This is a genomic window from Sphaerochaeta globosa str. Buddy (assembly GCF_000190435.1).
Lineage (GTDB): Bacteria > Spirochaetota > Spirochaetia > Sphaerochaetales > Sphaerochaetaceae > Sphaerochaeta > Sphaerochaeta globosa.
The window spans coordinates 2,215,661-2,232,392 of sequence record NC_015152.1; the positions used below are offsets into that span (position 1 = coordinate 2,215,661).

The window sequence follows — 16,732 nt, forward strand, 5'->3', positions numbered from 1 at the left end:
TCTTCATGCCAATCCTTGCAACAGCAGAGACTGTCCTGATTCAAGAGATTGTAGAGCCGAGCAAGATGGGAAGGGTCGTCGGGAATTTGAGTTCTACTGTCTCCACAAGCGCCTCACCTCTCAGAAAGTGTCTAAAACGTACACAGATCAACGGCTGTTCGTTATCAAACAATCATCTTTGTGACGTCAAGAACGCAATTTTCACTTCGGTCCATCGTACTGATGGGGGAGGTTCTGCAAAACGACCTCTTCTGCAGGGATGATGCAAATGAGGTCGTTCGATTCTCCTACCATGAGAACTCAGAATGCAATCTCCGGATCCAGAGCATCAAGCTCTTGTGCTTGTTCCGCCTTGCTCGTACTATTCGGATCCGGCTTGAACTCCACATGTTCGGCCACCACAACTATTCTTTCCTTGTTGCCGCCCTCTTTGTCCGTCCAGCGCTCTTGCCTGAGCCGGCCTACCACCCGTACACCCCGACCTTTCTGCAAGTATTGCAAGCAACTCTTGGCAAGGGCTCCCCAAGCCTGGATGGAGATGAACATCACCTCCTCCACAGGTTCTGATTGGGCGTTCTTGAAAAAGCGGTTTACCGCAATGCTGAACTTTGCCATCTGCGTAGCAGCCTCCCCAATCACCACCTCTTCAGGATCACGTACAAGGTTGCCTTCCAACAGCACCGAATTCAGATTATTCATACCTGCCTCCGAACACCCCCTGCTTCAGATCCCCGCCAGGCTCAAGCCCGGATCTTGGGGTACGCTTCATAGGGGTGTTCGAGTAGGTAGGGATTTTTTATCTGGTATTGCTTCAGTACTCAGGCAAAGCTAAGCTCTGAAGGGCCGGTTGAACGAGGCTATCTCAATCAAATTCGCCTCTGGATCGGCAATATAGCAGGTTCTTTGTCCCCAAGGCTCGGTGGTAGGCTCCATTACCGATTGAGCACCTTTATGGATTGCTTTGGCATATTCCTCATCCACGTTGTCAAACGTATCAACAGATAAGGCAATCTCACAACGGCCATTCAATCCTTCTGCATATGCATACGTACGGTGAGTCATATTCTCAAAGTCATATCTCCCATACAATAGAAACAGCGTTCCATCCTTTATCAAATAGACGTTGGAAGCATTCTCAGCTTCCTTGATCTCAAATCCCAACACATCCCGATAAAAACGGATCATCACCGCCATATCCTTCACAAACAACCCAAATCCATCAAGCCTCATCATTCTCTCCTTCTCTCCCCGAAATACCCATTTCCCAGCCTATATGGAGAAGCAACTCATGATTCCAGCATACTGCTCAGCGTATCTATGCTTTGCTATTTCGCTCATCTTCTGCCAATCTCTTTCAAGTTTCTGCTTTACCCATCGCTGCCCTTCCTCAAAGGTCATACCTTGTTTATCATAGGCTACGAAAAACAAGGAGGGAAGATCACCCATATGGGCAACTGCATCGGCATCAGCAAGGCATTGCTCCTCTGCTGTTAGCTTCTGCATCAGAACACTTGCTCTATGGTGCAATATGCATTGCGCAACCAGTTCAGTTTTCTTTACAGGATATCCCGCTTCTCGTAGCAGGCCCCTCGCCCTCTGGGCACCATGGATGTGATGTTCTTTTGCTTTGGAATAGTCTTCAATGGAGGAGAGGTCGTGCAGCAGGGTGGCAATGCGAACAACCTCTGCATCAGCTGAATGTAGTTGTGCCAATTCATTTGCGATAGTTACCATAGGAGCAATATGGTTTTCCCATATCCCATATCCGTAGGCATTCTTCTCAGATAAACAAGCTTTCTTCACCAAATCGGCAAGTGTCCGTTCAAGATCTGACGTAAAACTATAGGGTTCTCTGTCATTACCAAGTGAGAGACGTTTCACCAGATTGAACCTATCCAAAAACTGCGCTTGAGAGATCATACTTACATGTCCCCAGTATAATTCCAATGTTGACTGCCTCCATGTTTTTCCTTCAGCAAAACCGAGATGTTCTTGATGGTATGAATCATAAAACAGGCTTGGAATATCCACGATGTTGATCAACATATCGGCATCAGCAACGCAGTATTCTTCAGGGGATTGCTTGGGAAGGTTCAGGTCTGCACGATGATTGAAAATACACTGTGCAACCAATTCAATTTTATCTATAGGGTACTGGTATCCTGCCAGGATTTCTCGAGCACGTTGGGCGCCAAAGCTGTGGTGCAATTTCCTTTGCGAGAAATCCTCTATTCCTGCCAAATCATGAAGCAGCACTGCAAGGGTTACAATTTCCTCATCCGCTTTCTGTACACCAGCGAGTTCTTGTGCAAGGGGAACCATCGGCTTGATGTGATACTTCCAGATCTCATATCCAATCTTGTTTTGTTCTGAAGCGCAGGCATGCTCAACCAATTTAGAAATTGCAGTAATCAGCGCGGTATCCATACGAATCCCCTTTCTCATACCGTAATCCCCCAGCCGGAGTTTTTCAAGAATCATAATCATATCAGGTACAACAAACAGGTCACCTATTGTACCACTGGACAACATACCAGCAAGAAAGCATGATAGTTGAGGCAAGTTACCTTAAAAATCCGATCGTATTTCGAGAATTATTCCTTGGAAACTAGGAATGTATCGAGGAGCAATAGATGGAAGGGCAAGCATTCTGGCAGGTAATTGGAGCTTACAATGACGCAACACGGTGGGCCTTCATTGCATTTCCGGCTCTCCTGGTTGCAACACTGGTGCTTTCCTATACAACGAAGCTACGTTTTGCGGTGAAATTGACGCTGGGACTCTTCCACCTGTTCATCGGGGTTGTGTTTTTTGGGATGTTCGGGACAGAACCTATCCAGAAGTATTTTGCACTCCCGCTCTTCATTGCTTGTGGCCTCTTGTTCTTGTACGAGGCACGAGCAAATCATACTGACAAACCCCAGAAACCAAACCAGTTCCAGAGTATACTCCTCTGTCTGTACGCCCTCTATCCTGCCTTCTCCTACGTACTGGGCCATAGATTTCCACAGCTTGTTACCTACAGCATGCCCTGCCCTGTAGCCTGTTTGGGACTATCCATCTACGCTCTGTATCCCAAAAAAAACAAGGTCCTTTTGGTGTTGCTAACTATCTGGGGTTTGACAGGAGTGAAAGCGATATTCTTTAATGCCTATGAGGATGTAATCCTCTTGGTTTGTGGTATCTACGGAGTATTCCTTCTTGCAAAGGAACTACAGGTAAGAAAAAAACCGATGCATGGTACATCAAACTCATAAGGAGATTGTATGAACAATTGGTTCACCATCAACCAAATTGAAGCCGACACATACATAATCAGTGAATACCGACACTGGGAAGAGACCCATTGTTATCTCTTGAATGGGTCCTCTTGTAGTTTGCTCATCGACACAGGACTCGGCATCTGCAACATTCACGATGAAGTGATGAAACTGACCAACAATCCGATTATCGCTGTTGCCACCCATATCCACTGGGACCATATCGGAGGACACCGATATTTTCCCAATTTCTATGCTCATCCGGATGAATTGAACTGGCTGCACGGCGAGTTTCCTCTCTCCCTGGAACAAATCAAAGCCATGGTAATGGACCGATGTGATGCCCCTGTCGGTTATGACGTAAACACCTATGAGTTTTTCCAAGGAACACCCACCAGACTTCTCAGCGATGGGGAAGCAATAGACATCGGAGGGAGGATTATCAGGGTGCTGCACACCCCAGGCCACTCCCCTGGGCACCTGTGCTTCTGGGAAGAAAATCGCAAATACCTATTCACCGGCGACCTTGTCTACAAGGATACGCTCTTTGCCTACTACCCTTCCACCGATCCCCAAGCCTATCTTGCTTCCCTTAAGAAAATTGCAGCATTACCGGTTGAAAAGGTTTTCCCGGCACATCATTCGCTGGATATACAGCCTGAAATTCTCCAAAGGATGCGCAACACATTCGAGGATTTGGATGCAGAAGGAAAGCTTCACCATGGGACCGGGGTTTGCGAGTATGGTGATTGGGCAGTATGGCTCTAGCCGTTGCTGCGATTTTCTGAATTTCAATCAAAACTGTCCCTGTCCATTCCTTGACCCCAAGAAAATTCGTGGTATGCTCAAATAGTGAGTGAGCACTCACTCACCAGACTTTCCAAGAAAAGGACTGCCCATGGAATCCAAACGAAAGCTTACCAAAGCAACCTTCGACAACCTACCCGACGAAAAGAAGTTGTTGATTCTTAAGACAGCCACCAATGAATTCGCCATCCATGGCTTCGACCATGCAAACATCAACACCATCGCCGAGAAAGCAGGTATCAGCATAGGCTCCCTCTATAAGTACTTCGGCTCGAAGCAGGACCTTTTTCTGATGACCATCCACCAAGGCACCGAGGTCCTGATGCATACACTGCAGGCTATCGTGCCTTCAGCGAAATCGTTTGAGGATAAGTGTCGGGATCTGATCAAAGCCATCCAGACAACCAGCAGAGAGCAGCAGCAACTCATCCGCCTCTACAGTGAATTGACCGGGGTGGGAAACAGTGAACTCGTACAGCAACTTTCCTATGAGATCGAGGCAATATCGGCGAGCATGTACACCGCCTTGATCAAGAATGGGCAGGATACGGGAGAAATCAGATTGGACATTGAGCCGGCAATGGCGGCATTTTTGCTGGACAACCTCTTCATATCCTTGCAATTCTCCTATGCCAGTGAATATTACCAACAGCGTTTCAAGATTTTTCTGGGGAGTGATATTGAGAAAAAGGACAGCTTTGTGTGCGAACAGATGGTGCGATTTCTTTCTTCTGCCTTGAAACCATAATCCACAATCAGGAGGATGGCCGTGGAAAAGAATACCTACCTGCTTTCCTACGATGTCGGAACAACAGGTTTGAAAACATGCCTCTTTTCAAGTCAGAACCAATTGAAACTGGTTGCCTCCTCGCTCGCAAAATACCCGTTGTACCTCTGTGAAGGAGGCGGTGCCGAGCAAGACCCCCAGGACTGGTACAACGCCATGGCCACAACCACCAAACAGGTATTGCTTCAATCGAACATTGAGTCCTCTCTAATTCGGGGAATTTCCTTTTGCTCCCAGATGCAGGCTCTGGTGCTCGTAGATTCCCAAGGCAACGCTCTGAGGAACGCTTTCAGCTATCTCGACCAACGTGCTACCAATGAATTGAAGGAAGGCATGGCGCACGGCCTGACGATTGCCGGTGCAAATATCGTCAAGCTGCTGATATCACTAGCCATTACCAAAGCGGTAGCAACCAGTGTGAAGGATCCCGTTTGGAAATATCAGTGGGTGAAGAAGCATGAAAGCGAAATCTATGCACGCATTCACAAATGGCTTGATGTCAAAGAGTATCTCATCGCACAGCTTACCGGTGCCTTTGTCATGACCGAGGATTCAGCCTTTGCCACCCTGCTCTTCAATGTGAGAAAACGGATATGGAGTCCTTTGATGTGTAAAATGCTCAAAGTCGACCCAAGCCACTTGCCACCTATCATCCGCTCAACGGATGAAGCTGGAAAGCTCAGCCAAAAGGCGGCTGACTTTTTGGGTCTCCAAGCAGGGACTCCCGTATTTGGAGGCGGAGGCGATGCTGCCATCATCGGACTCGGTTCCGGTTCTGCCAAGGCTGGGGACAGCCATATCTATATCGGCACCTCAGGCTGGCTCTCAACCGTCGTAGAAAGAAGCATGGTCGATCCAAAAACAAAAACTGCAGCCATCGTCAGTGCTTTACCCGGATTCTTCACCTATTTCTGTGAACTGGAAACCGCCGGCAAATGCCTAGAATGGGTGAAAGACCACCTGGCTTTGGACGAAATCAACCTCTATCTGGATAAGAAACTGGTAACCGACTCACCTGAGGCGATCGCCACCAACCTTTATGAATATATGGCTTCGGTTATCGACTCCATTCCCCCTGGAAGCAATCGGGTCCTTTTCACCCCGTGGCTGCATGGAAACCGCTGTCCATTTGAAGACTGCAATGTCCGGGGCATGTTCTTCAACGTGAGCCTGGAAACCGGGAAAACCGAAATGATCAGGGCAGTCACCGAGGGTGTCTGCCTGCATATGCGGTGGTTTCTCGAAGTTCAGGAACGAACGATCAAAACATCCCCCACCATCCGTTTCGTTGGGGGGGGAGCCTTGTCACCGGTGACTTGTCAAATTCTCAGTGATACCTTGGGGAGAAACATCCAGACAATCGAGCAACCCCAGAACGTCGGGGCGTTGGGTGCCGCCATTATTGCAGCCATGGGGCTGGGATTATACAAATCCGCCCAGGAAGCGACACAGGCAATCGTGGTGGGAGCACTCTATACTCCCAGGGTGGAAGCCAAGGCGGTATATGACCGCAATTATTCTGTCTACAAACAGCTCTACCGTTGCAACAAGAAGCTTTTTGCTGCCTTGAACTGCCGAGAATAAGGAAATAATCCATGCAAACAAATCATGTTGTACGACTGAGCAAGAAGGAGAATCTCATCCAGATTGGAAAGTTTGTACTCTTCTCCATCAGTGCAGGTGTCATCCAGGTCCTGGTATTTACGGTTCTTGAAGAACTTGTGCATCTCCCCTATTGGCCCAGCTATCTGACTGCCCTCATTGCAAGTGTAATCTACAACTTTACCGTGAACAGGCGCTTTACCTTCAAGAGTGCAAACAACGTACCCAAAGCCATGATGCAGCTTGGTATCTACTACGCCCTGTTCACTCCGCTTTCAACCTGGTGGGGTGATGCGCTCGTTGCCTTGGGCATATCCGATTACCTCGTGCTCGGAGGGACCATGATCATCAACCTCGTCACAGAATTCTGCGTCAATCGGTTCATCATCTACCGCACATCCATGAACACCCGCATGGAACGCGAACATACAAACATTCTGTAGGAGGACGTATATGGATACCCGTTTTGCTATTTCAACCTATCCCGATTGTGCTGCTGTCACCAAGAAACTCGACGCCTTGATAAAAGGCCCCGTGTACAGCATTGCAAGAAAAGCATTGGCTCAGTATGAACATGCATATTTCGATGAGCAGTGCCCCCGTTCCAAAGCTATGATCGATGAGGCAAAGCACTATATTCCCGGGGGTGTACAGCATAACCTGGCCTTCAACCATCCATTTCCGTTGGTAATGACCAAGGCCGAAGGTGCGTACCTGTACGACCTGGACGGCCATCGATATTTTGACTTCCTACAGGCTGGAGGACCTACCGTGCTTGGTTCCAACCCTCCATCGGTGAGAGAAAAGGTCATAGAACTCCTTAAGGATGGAGGTCCCTCTACCGGTCTTTTCCATGAATACGAATACAAGCTTGCGAAAAAAGTTTGTGAAAGTGTGCCGAGTGTCGAGATGTTTCGGATGTTCAACTCCGGCTCTGAAGCCTGCATGGCGGCGATCAGGGTGGCACGCCTTGCAACAGGGAAGAAGAATATTGTAAAAATGGGCGGTGCCTACCATGGCTGGAGCGACCAACTCGCCTATGGCATCCGCCTGCCTGGAACCAAAGGGTTGCAAGCGCACGGAGTCCCCTCCTATCTGTTCAAGCATACCCAGGAGTTTTTTCCCAACCGCCTTGAGGCACTCGAGAATAGACTTAAACGCAACCGACTCAAGGGAGGCACCGCAGCCGTTTTCATTGAGCCTATCGGCCCTGAAAGCGGAACCAGGCCGCTGGACCTTCACTTCAACAAGGAAGTGGAAAACCTTTGTCATGCATATGGTGCACTCTTGGTCTTCGATGAGGTTGTGACAGGGTTCAGAATCGGAATGGCGGGTGCCCAAGGCTATTTCAAGGTCTCTGCCGATCTCACCATCTTCGGCAAAGTCATTGCCGGCGGTTATCCCGGTGCCGGTGGGCTTGGCGGCAAGAAGGAGTATATGAAATACCTCGCTGCAGGCATCCAGACCGGGGACAAAATCCATAAGGCCTTGGTCGGGGGAACCATGGCGGCAACCGCCCTCAGTTGCGCCGCCGGCTACCATACCCTTGAAGAGATTGAAAGAACCGATGCATGTAGCAACGCCGGGCGTATGGGCGACCGCCTCACAAAAGGTTTACAGATTCTCATCGAGAACCATCACCTACCCTTCGTTGCCTTCAACCAGGGATCGATATGCCATCTGGAAACGGTGGGAACCATGCACTTTTTCATCAACTGGAAAAAGCCTTGGACTATTACCTCTGTTATCAATGAAACATCCAAACGGAAGAAGGAAATGGAGTACATGGGAGCTGCCTATATGGCAGAGGGTCTGGTCACGCTCGCGGGAAGCAGGCTCTATACCAGTGCCGCCTACGATGATGCGATGATCGACCAGGCCCTTGAAGCCTTCGACCGTGTATTCGCTCACGTCGAATGCATTGAGTAATGAAGGAGGGCAGGATGGAACTGAAACAAGCAAAACAGGCTGTACTGGAAGCTGCAAGGAACCTGCTTTCCTCCAATTTGGTTGCCCGCACGTGGGGCAATATCAGCTGCAGGGTGGGAGAAGAATCGTTTCTCATCACTCCAAGCGGCAAAGCCTATGAGCACCTGAGTGAGGACCAACTGGTATTGGTTTCACTCTCTGATCTGAGTTATAGCGGTAGCATCAAGCCTTCCTCGGAGAAAGGCATGCATGCATCAGTCTATCGAAACAAACCTGCTGTACAGTGTGTGTTGCATACCCATCAGGAGATGGCCTCCTTGGCTAGCTTGCTCGGCCAATCGGTATCGGTCCCGACTGCGTTCCAGGACATACTGGGAACAAGCATACCGACTGCCAGCTACGGCCTTCCCGGTACCAAGCGTCTTCACAACAACGTCACCAAGGTACTCCAGGCTACCTCTTCTTCGGCCCTGCTGATGGCCTGTCATGGGGCTCTCTGTTTCGGTCCAAGCATGGAGGCCTCGTTTGCAATCGCCCAAGCCTTGGAACAGGCATGCAAAGAGGCGGTGTATGTCCATGCACCGATGATAAAAGCCTTGGAGGGAACAAGTAGCATCAAGCTTGCTGCTGCAATCAGCAATACCGGAAACCTCGAATACGGGAAGACTCTTGACCCCACCCTTCAGCAACTCTGCGCTAAACTGCTTACGGACAAGACCGACTGCAACACTATCTTACTACTCATTTCGCAGGAAGTGCTTGCCGTAATGGACATGGTCCCTAGACTGGCTGCCTATTTGGATGACTTTGCTCAGATTGCAGCTCCTTCTTTGGCAGTAATGCACCAGAACGCTCCAGTTTCCAAGCTCCTGGGTAAAGCCAAGCATTGTGATGCCTTACTCATGAAAGGCGTAGGGGCGCTGTGCATGGGCAATAGTGAATCGGAAGCCCATGCAGTTGCTACACTGGTTCAGAAAAACTGCAAGGCAGAGGTGCTCCATCTTGCCGACTTGCGTGTACGGCACATTACGTGGCTCGATGCCCGTTTGATGCGCTATGTGTACAAGCAGAAATACTCAAAACTTGCCTGATACAGCACATGCTCCTCTGTATCAGCACAATCTCTGAATGCAAACACTATCAAGATTCCTATCGTCCAGATTGGGAAAATAGGTGATTGAATACCTCTGTCTGTCCAGTGTCTCCTCTATTGTACGCACAGCCGGGCTGTAGATGAAAAGCCCCCCAACAATGAGCGAATCCAGGATTTCCAAGTACTTCATGGTATAGAGCACCGTATCGGAATCTTGATTGATGAGGCTTCTTCTATAGTGGTTGGAAAAAGACATATGGGCAATTACACTTCCCCAGGTTGACTGAAGAAAATGGTAGTCAAACCAGTTGCCGCAAAAGATTCGATGCTCGTCGCTGTGGTATTGGTCAAGCCCATAGAGCTCCTCAAATCCTTTTTCCTCCAGATACGAAAGCAGCTGATGTTTTTTCCCGCAACCCACATCAAGAATTGGTTGTTTCAGCAAACAGTCCCCAAGGTGGAGCAAGTGGAATTGGAAACTCCCCGAATACTCTGCACAAGGAATGAAAAGCTGATCCTGATTCTTATTGTAGCTATTATGCTTGAGTGCTGAAATAAGCTTCGCCCTATGACGCTGAACGATGATCTCCAAATCATCCTGCAACGTCCTATTTTCGAGTGCGAGACCTCGAAGATGAAGCACAAGTTCCCTATAGAGGATATTGAGGGAATCAATGGTATCCTTTGAAAGGGAAACATACTGATTGACCTGTACACATTCCATAACCAGATAATTATATAAGGAGCCTGTCAGGCTCTGAATCTTTTCCTCGGTATTGATACCTTGGTACAGATACAGATTCTGTTGAATAGCATGCATGATGCTCTTCCTTGTTTCTTCACTCTCGAGATAGGTTATGATTGATTTCATTGTTCTTTCTCACGCCACAGAGCTTTCGCCCAGACTTGTGTTTGGGTTTCTATGGTTTTTTGCTCGTTGCAACTTCTGTGTATGCATTGTGCAAGATAGGAATCCTGAAGCGCTTCAGACAGCGAATACCCTTTGCCCCAACAGGCATCTTCCAGGCATAAGGCAAGAGCAATCTCATCATCGTTGAAGCCTAGAGGCCAATACGGGTTCTTAAAATGGTAGGTATCCCCAAAGGCCATGGCACGAAGGGAAAGCGGGCTGTTGTTCGCAACTCCATCCTCGATTCTCTTGATGACTTGGCAAATTCCCTCGTTTTGTGTATTGAGGTACCGGACTGTATCGTCAAAAATCTCCCCCCGTTCCCCACAAAGGCTGAAGTGCCGGCTTCTGATGCTGCTATGGTAGGCTACGCCGGCAAAATCGAAATACCCGGTCTTTCCATCCTCAAATGCCAATGTAGCGGTAGTGTGCTTGGTTGGGATGCGAATACCTTCGGTATCGACAGAATCCCTTCCACCGGTTTTCACCACCCAACTAGTTCTGCTTGAAGCGGTAATGCTGCAATTGCCGCCCCCCTCACCAAGAAAATGACGAAGGATGCTTGTGCCATGATGATCATGCAGGCAGGCCCCTCGTACCTCTGTTATGGGTCCCAGAAGAGGAATAAGAGCATCGCATGTTTGGAAGTAGGGGTAGCGATAGTACTGCTCGGCGACAAACACCCTGCTTTGTGACTGTGCATACAGCGTATAGATTGTGGACAGCGTTTGCAATGACAGCTGGGTAAAACCGGTTTCACAGAGAATCGTTTCCCCACACTCGATAAGTGTAGGCAAGAGGGACTGGAGACTTAAGGAAGGAACACACAAAACCACCAGATCATGAGGATACGAAAGAGCTTCAAGAACGTCAAAACTGGTCGTCGTCTGATACTGCTGCTTCACTTGCTCTGCGCGCTGCTTGGAGTGAAGAACCCAATTCACCAAGGTAAAGCGCTCAGGCAGTGCCTTGATGATCCGATAATAGAAGAGACTGCGCCATCCGTAGCCGATAAGGATTATCCGCATACCTGACCTAGTGAAAATTTCGCTCATACAACTACTATATCACAGCAGGGAAGGTTTTCCTTTCAGCAGTAGCGGGAATACATACGTAAAAGAGTCCTTGACCTTGCAATAAAGGGCGGTATACTCAAACAGAGTGTCGGAAATTGTGCCGGCATAAGGAAGAAATAATGGAAACCAATGAAGCTGCAGCAGTAAGCAAGAAAGAGAATCTCATCCAAATCGGCAAGTTCGTTCTCTTTTCCATCAGTGCAGGAATCATCCAAGTCCTGGTTTTCACCCTCTGTGAGGAATTGTTCCACCTACCCTATTGGCCGAGCTATTTGACCGCCCTCATTGCAAGTGTCGTCTACAACTTTACGGTAAACCGACGCTTTACCTTTAAGAGTGCAAACAACATTCCCAAGGCTATGCTGCAACTGGCTATCTATTACGCCATTTTCACCCCGCTATCCACCTGGTGGGGTGATGCATTGGTGCAGATTGGGATTTCAGACTACATCGTCCTGGGTGGGACCATGGTGGTCAACCTTATCACCGAATTCTGTGTGAATCGATTCATCATCTATCGGACTTCCATGAATACCCGAGGGTGAAAAGAAACAAAGCTTTTTCACCATTGCCTCCACCGCATCGGTATAGCTGCCCTCATAGACAAGGGTCTTGTTCACCAGCATGGCGGTAAAGCCATGGACCAAGCTCCATACTGCCAGTGCATCCATGGTGTGTTCTTCCCCAAGGCCCCCAAACAGCATTTTAAACATCGATACGATATATCGGTCAGGCTCTGTAAAGGTTCCCTCTTTGATGAAAAGCGGCCTTGTATGATCCATCATAAAGATGCATTTGAAATGTTCGGGATGTTCCACCATGAAAGAAACATACAACGTACTGGCTTGAATAATCTGTTTTTTGCGATCACCTTCGTATTGGTGCACAACGCTATCGAGAGCACACGTAAATTCCGTCGATACACGGGTGGTAATAGCGATGATGAGGGCTTGTTTGCTTGAGAAATGCCGGTAGGGGGCAGTATTGCTGACTCCACACAGAGCAGCAACCTTTCGTAAGGAAAATGCCTCTAGACCGACAGTGGTCAGCAATTGAAGGCCCTTGTGTATCAGATCGTTCTCCAATGAACCATGATGGTAGCTTCTTTTTCCCATAGCACTCTCATTACTACTTGTATGGAATAATTTTACTAAATAATGTTGACACTGTAAACATTGAGACTTTGGATATGACCAATGGTACCAGCGTTACCATTGTTACCTGATAATGGCCTTGGCATCCAACCTACATACTGATTCTGTCGATGAAGGGAAAAAGAGATGATGATGGACCACGTACGCGTCGTATATGCGACAAAAACTCAACATTCAAAAAAGTTGGCACAGGCCGTAGCGAAAGCTCTTCTCGTACAAGCAAAATCTGTCGATCAATGCACAAAGGGCGAACAATCAGAGTTGCTGTTCATCGCCGGTGGCATCTATGCCGGCAAGTGCAATCCAGCGCTGGTCTCCTATGCACAAAGCCTTGATACCGAGCAGGTTAAGAACGTGGTGCTGATAACAAGCAGCGTATCCATCACCCAGCGCAAGCAACAAGAAATTCGGGAAATTTTAACCATGAAAGGCATTTCGGTAGTTGATGAAATCACCTGTCCCGGGGCAGTGTTTTTCATTAAGCTTACCCACCCCAATAAGCGAGATCTCCAATTTGTTGCGGAAGCGGCGAAAAGTATTGTAGCTAAAACCATCATTTCGTAGATGCATTAGATCCATGGTGCCAACCGTAACACCGAATTCTGTGTGAATCGATTCATCATCCATTGGACTTCCGTGAATATTCGCATCTAATACTATACCTCTAGGTAGGTATATTACATTAATAGCTATACCATAATTCCTTCTTATAGGGTTTTCTATTGCAGACTTATCCATCAATCATTACACTTTCAGCATTACCGTACGAGTACGTTGCTATTCTTAAAGCAATTTGTGCTGACAGGAACACCAAGTCACAAAGGATCCTATACCGTATGAACGAATTGATCATCAATATGCTTCGCGGCAGTGTCTCATCGGTCATGTATGTCATTCTTCTGTTTACACTGACAAAGGCAAGATTTGGCCGTAAGACCACCATCATCGTTGCCCTATTTGCGTTTACACTCAACATGGCCAGCACCATCTGGTTCTACCTCTATGGAGATCTGACATCATTGTCACGTTTCTCAATACTCTTGTTTATCGTAGTAGGTTTCGCCATGAAACCCCTGACAAAACAAAGCCTCATGCAATGGAGTTTTACGTTTCTAACGAGCATCAACCTTGCGATGATGGTTATCATCCTCAGTTTTATCCTAGGCAGACTCTTTCCCTCTCCTGCGTATGCCAATATCATCCTCCGTTTTGTGCTCTATCTGATTGTTATTCTCCTGTTCCAACGGTTTTTAAAGCCCCTGTACCAGTCAATCGTCAACAACTGGCCGGTATTCTCTGCCTTGGTAATCTCAATTTTTCTGAATCTGTCCTATTACTTTTACGTCACGGATAACATTAGAACCACCCTACAAGCCAACAAATTGCCTTTACTCTTGTTGGTTGGCCTTTCCTTGGTTGCCTACGGCACCGTTTTCTACTCCATGAAGAAATTCATGACCATCCATGCACTGGAAACTGAGAACCTGCATATCCAAAAGGAAACAAGCCGCCTTCATGAGGCTGCACTGCAAATGGAAAAGTACGCAAAATATGACATGCTGACAGGACTGCCCAACAGAAGATACTTTTTTGAAAGATTGGAAAGTGTCGTCTCAGAAAACCAGGGAGCAAACAAGATTGCTGTTCTGTATATTGATTTGGATGGATTTAAAACCATCAACGATACCTATGGTCACCAAATCGGGGATAAAGTCCTTGTTGCAGTAGGGAGTCGCTTGGCAGAAAGCATCAGCGAATCTGATTTTGCGGCACGCCTGGGTGGAGACGAATTTGCAATAATCGCATCCAACATACAAAATTATGCCAGTGCTCAACAATTCGCAGCCAACGTTCAAACGGTGTTGCAAAGTACGGTGTATATGGAAAATATTGCCTATTCGGTGAAGGCATCCATCGGTTTAGCCGTCTACCCTGACGAAGGAGCCGATAGCGAAACGTTGTTGCGAAAAGCCGATGCGGCAATGTATGAGGCAAAACGGAACAGCAAGGAAGGTGAAACCACCTCAAATCTCCGAACAGATACGTAGGAATACTCTTTGTCACAGAGTAATCCGAAAAGCCAATGCGTACGGAGAAACCGTTGCCTCAAAACTCGTAAGCCCTGCCTTCCTATGCCAAAATGGGATGCCAAGCCCGACAGCTGTCCCGATTAAAGCACCTGCAAGCACATCACTCATGAAATGATTTCCGCTTGCAACCCTGAGTAATGCAGTTGCAGTTGCAAAGCCATACGTAGCAACGGCAACCGGCAGCCTCCACGTAGAGTCAGGATGATAGGCAGCAAAGACTGAACAGGCAAACGAAGCCCCTGCAAACGCCATGGTGACGTGTCCGGAGGGAAAGGAATCGTAGGCATCGCCCTCATCGACCTTGGTCTGGGGATAGTCGGTGAAATACATGAAGGGACGAGCCCTTTGGAAACAGAGTTTTCCTAGCTCTTTCAGGCCATAGGCAGCCAGCATCGTTTCAGCATATATCGTCCCGATTGTCAGATATTCGCTCTTTTGCTCACCAAGCAAGATTGCAGGAGCGAGAAGGGAAGCAATTTCGAAGGCTGTTCCCACGGAATCGAAGGATTTTGAGTACGGATACATTGCTGATCGGTCAAAGGAGTTAACCGCTGAAGCGGACCATGAGATTGCTATCAAAAGCACCAGGAAAGCAGAGTACTTTTTCATACCCTATCCCCCCTATACACGGTTGCTCGGAACAGCAAAACGAGAGCAGAACCCAATAGTACGCCCCCCAGCACATCGGTAAACCAATGGACACCGCTATAGAGCCTGCCTAGTATGGTCACAGCGATGATGAGTGTTGAGAAGCCTCTCAGAATTTTTACTGCAGTCGGATTGGATACATAGCTGGGCATCTGTACATTTGCCGATGCCATAATGAAGAGCACGATCAGGGTATGACTGGAAGGAAACGAAGCCTCCATCGGTCCTGCAATCAAATGGGGTCGGTAGTTTAGAATGCAGGTTTCAAAGAAAAGGTAAAGCGCCAGTACCCCTATATAAAAGGCTCCCAGAATGAGCAGGGAGACATCTACACGGCGAAAGCTCTTGCCCTTGACCAGTTGGAAAAAGCCGACTGCGGCAAAAAGGCAGGCGGTGAGCAATGCTGCGATGCCAAGCCAATCAGTTATCACATACCAAAGCAGATGGGTTCCCATACAGTGATGGAATGCTGTATTGATGGTTGCCAGACCAACCAAGGATTGCTCTATGCCAATAGGCTGGACATCCAATGTGAGCAGTAAGACAACCAAGAGCAAAAACAGGAAAAGAAGCAGAAAAGCCGTTCGTACATCTCGTTTCATGATCGTACCTCCAGCCACCCATTGTGCACGGATGGCTGAAAGACACCACAAACTCTGCTTTACAGAGCGATACTTTGCGTATCATCACCGTTTTATGAGGATGAAACCCTTTGCCACCACCAAACAAAGCACAAACGTACTGGGATATGGCTGACGGCAGTTTACAAGCAGCAGCAAGAGCAATAAGGAAAGAGTGAGAGAAATCTTCAAAATCCGGCTGCCCCAGATTTCTGAAAGTCGTGACTGTAGTGCAAGCTCGACTACACCGAAAGCGGAGGGCAGTATAACGAGAGCCATCATCAGCGGCTGGAGAAAGAGCGCGATTGGATAGAACGCATACAAGGTAAACGAATGCCCTTTCCCATCCGCAAAGATGGGTAGAAAAACCAGAAGTACACACAGGACATCGAGGAGGCCGAACATAAGGGTGTGGGATTGTCGTACGGTATTCTTCACTTCAGTCTGGGCCAAGGCCACCAGCTCGTTGGAACCAAGAAGCTCATCAACAGAAATCCCAAACAAACTTGCTAATTGCTGTAAGGAACCGAGGTTGGGAAGCCCCCTACCCGTCTCCCATTTGGAAATGGTAACTCGGGAGACGAATACTTTTTCTCCAAGCTGTTCCTGCGTAAGGCCGTAGGACGACCGATAGGCTTTGAGTTTTTCATGAAACTGCATGCTTGCAAGTCCTTCTTGAGAAATTTTGGATAACTATACCATACTCAGGTACTGCAAGAGCAAGAAGTGAAAACAAAGCAACGTTTCAAGATATCT

General features: G+C 47.9%; 19 protein-coding genes. 10 read left to right on the plus strand and 9 right to left on the minus strand.

The features are described from left to right. Positions 1 to 300: 300 nt before the first annotated feature. The 3 genes from SPIBUDDY_RS10340 to SPIBUDDY_RS15750 form a co-directional block, all read right to left on the minus strand. On the minus strand, positions 301 to 699 hold the full coding sequence (locus SPIBUDDY_RS10340) for a single-stranded DNA-binding protein (RefSeq protein ID WP_013607705.1): 399 nt from the start codon (positions 697 to 699) through the stop codon (positions 301 to 303). A gap of 129 nt (positions 700 to 828) precedes the next feature. Further along, on the minus strand, positions 829 to 1,230 hold the full coding sequence (locus SPIBUDDY_RS10345; protein ID WP_013607706.1) for a VOC family protein: 402 nt from the start codon (positions 1,228 to 1,230) through the stop codon (positions 829 to 831). A gap of 39 nt (positions 1,231 to 1,269) precedes the next feature. Continuing rightward, entirely contained in the window at positions 1,270 to 2,427 is a 1,158-nt protein-coding gene (locus tag SPIBUDDY_RS15750) for an HD domain-containing protein (protein WP_172634195.1), read from the minus strand. 206 nt (positions 2,428 to 2,633) lie between these two features. Here SPIBUDDY_RS15750 and SPIBUDDY_RS10355 point away from each other — a divergent pair, with 206 nt between their 5' ends. From SPIBUDDY_RS10355 to SPIBUDDY_RS15755, 7 genes are all read left to right on the plus strand, one after another. Next, complete coding sequence (locus SPIBUDDY_RS10355) at positions 2,634 to 3,257, plus strand: DUF6064 family protein (protein ID WP_013607708.1); 624 nt, start codon at positions 2,634 to 2,636, stop codon at positions 3,255 to 3,257. A gap of 9 nt (positions 3,258 to 3,266) precedes the next feature. Beyond that, the gene (locus tag SPIBUDDY_RS10360; protein WP_013607709.1) at positions 3,267 to 4,028 is read left to right on the plus strand and encodes an MBL fold metallo-hydrolase; all 762 of its coding nucleotides are present in this window, start codon (positions 3,267 to 3,269) and stop codon (positions 4,026 to 4,028) included. Between the two features lie 130 nt (positions 4,029 to 4,158). Further along, positions 4,159 to 4,815, plus strand: a complete 657-nt coding sequence (locus tag SPIBUDDY_RS10365) for a TetR/AcrR family transcriptional regulator (RefSeq protein ID WP_013607710.1) — start codon at positions 4,159 to 4,161, stop codon at positions 4,813 to 4,815. A gap of 15 nt (positions 4,816 to 4,830) precedes the next feature. Beyond that, positions 4,831 to 6,438 (plus strand): xylulokinase, encoded by a 1,608-nt coding sequence (locus SPIBUDDY_RS10370; protein ID WP_041380724.1) that lies wholly within the window; start codon positions 4,831 to 4,833, stop codon positions 6,436 to 6,438. A gap of 11 nt (positions 6,439 to 6,449) precedes the next feature. Then, positions 6,450 to 6,899, plus strand: a complete 450-nt coding sequence (locus SPIBUDDY_RS10375; RefSeq protein ID WP_013607712.1) for a GtrA family protein — start codon at positions 6,450 to 6,452, stop codon at positions 6,897 to 6,899. A gap of 10 nt (positions 6,900 to 6,909) precedes the next feature. Beyond that, positions 6,910 to 8,385 (plus strand): aspartate aminotransferase family protein, encoded by a 1,476-nt coding sequence (locus SPIBUDDY_RS10380; RefSeq protein ID WP_013607713.1) that lies wholly within the window; start codon positions 6,910 to 6,912, stop codon positions 8,383 to 8,385. Positions 8,386 to 8,399: 14 nt separating this feature from the next. Beyond that, a complete protein-coding gene (locus SPIBUDDY_RS15755) occupies positions 8,400 to 9,476 on the plus strand; it encodes a class II aldolase/adducin family protein (protein ID WP_013607714.1) in 1,077 nt (358 codons plus the stop codon). A 21-nt stretch (positions 9,477 to 9,497) separates the two neighbouring features. On the opposite strand, the gene SPIBUDDY_RS10390 is transcribed toward SPIBUDDY_RS15755, so the two are convergent. Together SPIBUDDY_RS10390 and SPIBUDDY_RS10395 are read right to left on the minus strand one after the other, a co-directional pair. Next, entirely contained in the window at positions 9,498 to 10,298 is an 801-nt protein-coding gene (locus SPIBUDDY_RS10390) for a hypothetical protein (protein ID WP_245523769.1), read from the minus strand. Positions 10,299 to 10,345: 47 nt separating this feature from the next. Beyond that, positions 10,346 to 11,443, minus strand: a complete 1,098-nt coding sequence (locus SPIBUDDY_RS10395) for a Gfo/Idh/MocA family oxidoreductase (protein WP_013607716.1) — start codon at positions 11,441 to 11,443, stop codon at positions 10,346 to 10,348. 140 nt (positions 11,444 to 11,583) lie between these two features. Between SPIBUDDY_RS10395 and SPIBUDDY_RS16045 the strand changes: the two genes are divergently transcribed. Then, complete coding sequence (locus SPIBUDDY_RS16045; RefSeq protein ID WP_013607717.1) at positions 11,584 to 12,009, plus strand: GtrA family protein; 426 nt, start codon at positions 11,584 to 11,586, stop codon at positions 12,007 to 12,009. Here SPIBUDDY_RS16045 and SPIBUDDY_RS10405 read toward each other — a convergent pair. Next, positions 11,905 to 12,579: a TetR/AcrR family transcriptional regulator gene (locus SPIBUDDY_RS10405; RefSeq protein WP_013607718.1), complete on the minus strand. Its 675-nt coding sequence runs from the start codon at positions 12,577 to 12,579 to the stop codon at positions 11,905 to 11,907. The two genes, SPIBUDDY_RS16045 and SPIBUDDY_RS10405, sit on opposite strands and share 105 nt — an antisense overlap. 171 nt (positions 12,580 to 12,750) lie before the next feature. On the opposite strand from SPIBUDDY_RS10405, the gene SPIBUDDY_RS10410 reads away from it, so the two are divergent. Both SPIBUDDY_RS10410 and SPIBUDDY_RS15765 read left to right on the plus strand, forming a co-directional pair. Next, complete coding sequence (locus tag SPIBUDDY_RS10410; RefSeq protein ID WP_041380727.1) at positions 12,751 to 13,182, plus strand: flavodoxin domain-containing protein; 432 nt, start codon at positions 12,751 to 12,753, stop codon at positions 13,180 to 13,182. Between the two features lie 272 nt (positions 13,183 to 13,454). Beyond that, a complete protein-coding gene (locus tag SPIBUDDY_RS15765; protein WP_013607720.1) occupies positions 13,455 to 14,666 on the plus strand; it encodes a GGDEF domain-containing protein in 1,212 nt (403 codons plus the stop codon). Between the two features lie 12 nt (positions 14,667 to 14,678). Here SPIBUDDY_RS15765 and SPIBUDDY_RS10425 read toward each other — a convergent pair whose 3' ends face one another. The 3 genes from SPIBUDDY_RS10425 to SPIBUDDY_RS10435 all read right to left on the minus strand — a co-directional run bounded on the left by SPIBUDDY_RS10425 (position 14,679) and on the right by SPIBUDDY_RS10435 (position 16,636). After that, a complete protein-coding gene (locus SPIBUDDY_RS10425) occupies positions 14,679 to 15,317 on the minus strand; it encodes a phosphatase PAP2 family protein (RefSeq protein WP_013607721.1) in 639 nt (212 codons plus the stop codon). Beyond that, positions 15,314 to 15,958 carry a phosphatase PAP2 family protein gene (locus tag SPIBUDDY_RS10430; protein ID WP_013607722.1) on the minus strand — a complete coding sequence of 215 codons (645 nt, stop codon included), beginning with the start codon at positions 15,956 to 15,958 and terminating at the stop codon, positions 15,314 to 15,316. Before SPIBUDDY_RS10430 ends, SPIBUDDY_RS10425 begins: the two co-directional genes overlap by 4 nt. 84 nt (positions 15,959 to 16,042) lie before the next feature. Beyond that, positions 16,043 to 16,636 carry a helix-turn-helix transcriptional regulator gene (locus SPIBUDDY_RS10435; protein WP_013607723.1) on the minus strand — a complete coding sequence of 198 codons (594 nt, stop codon included), beginning with the start codon at positions 16,634 to 16,636 and terminating at the stop codon, positions 16,043 to 16,045. Positions 16,637 to 16,732 lie beyond the last annotated feature (96 nt).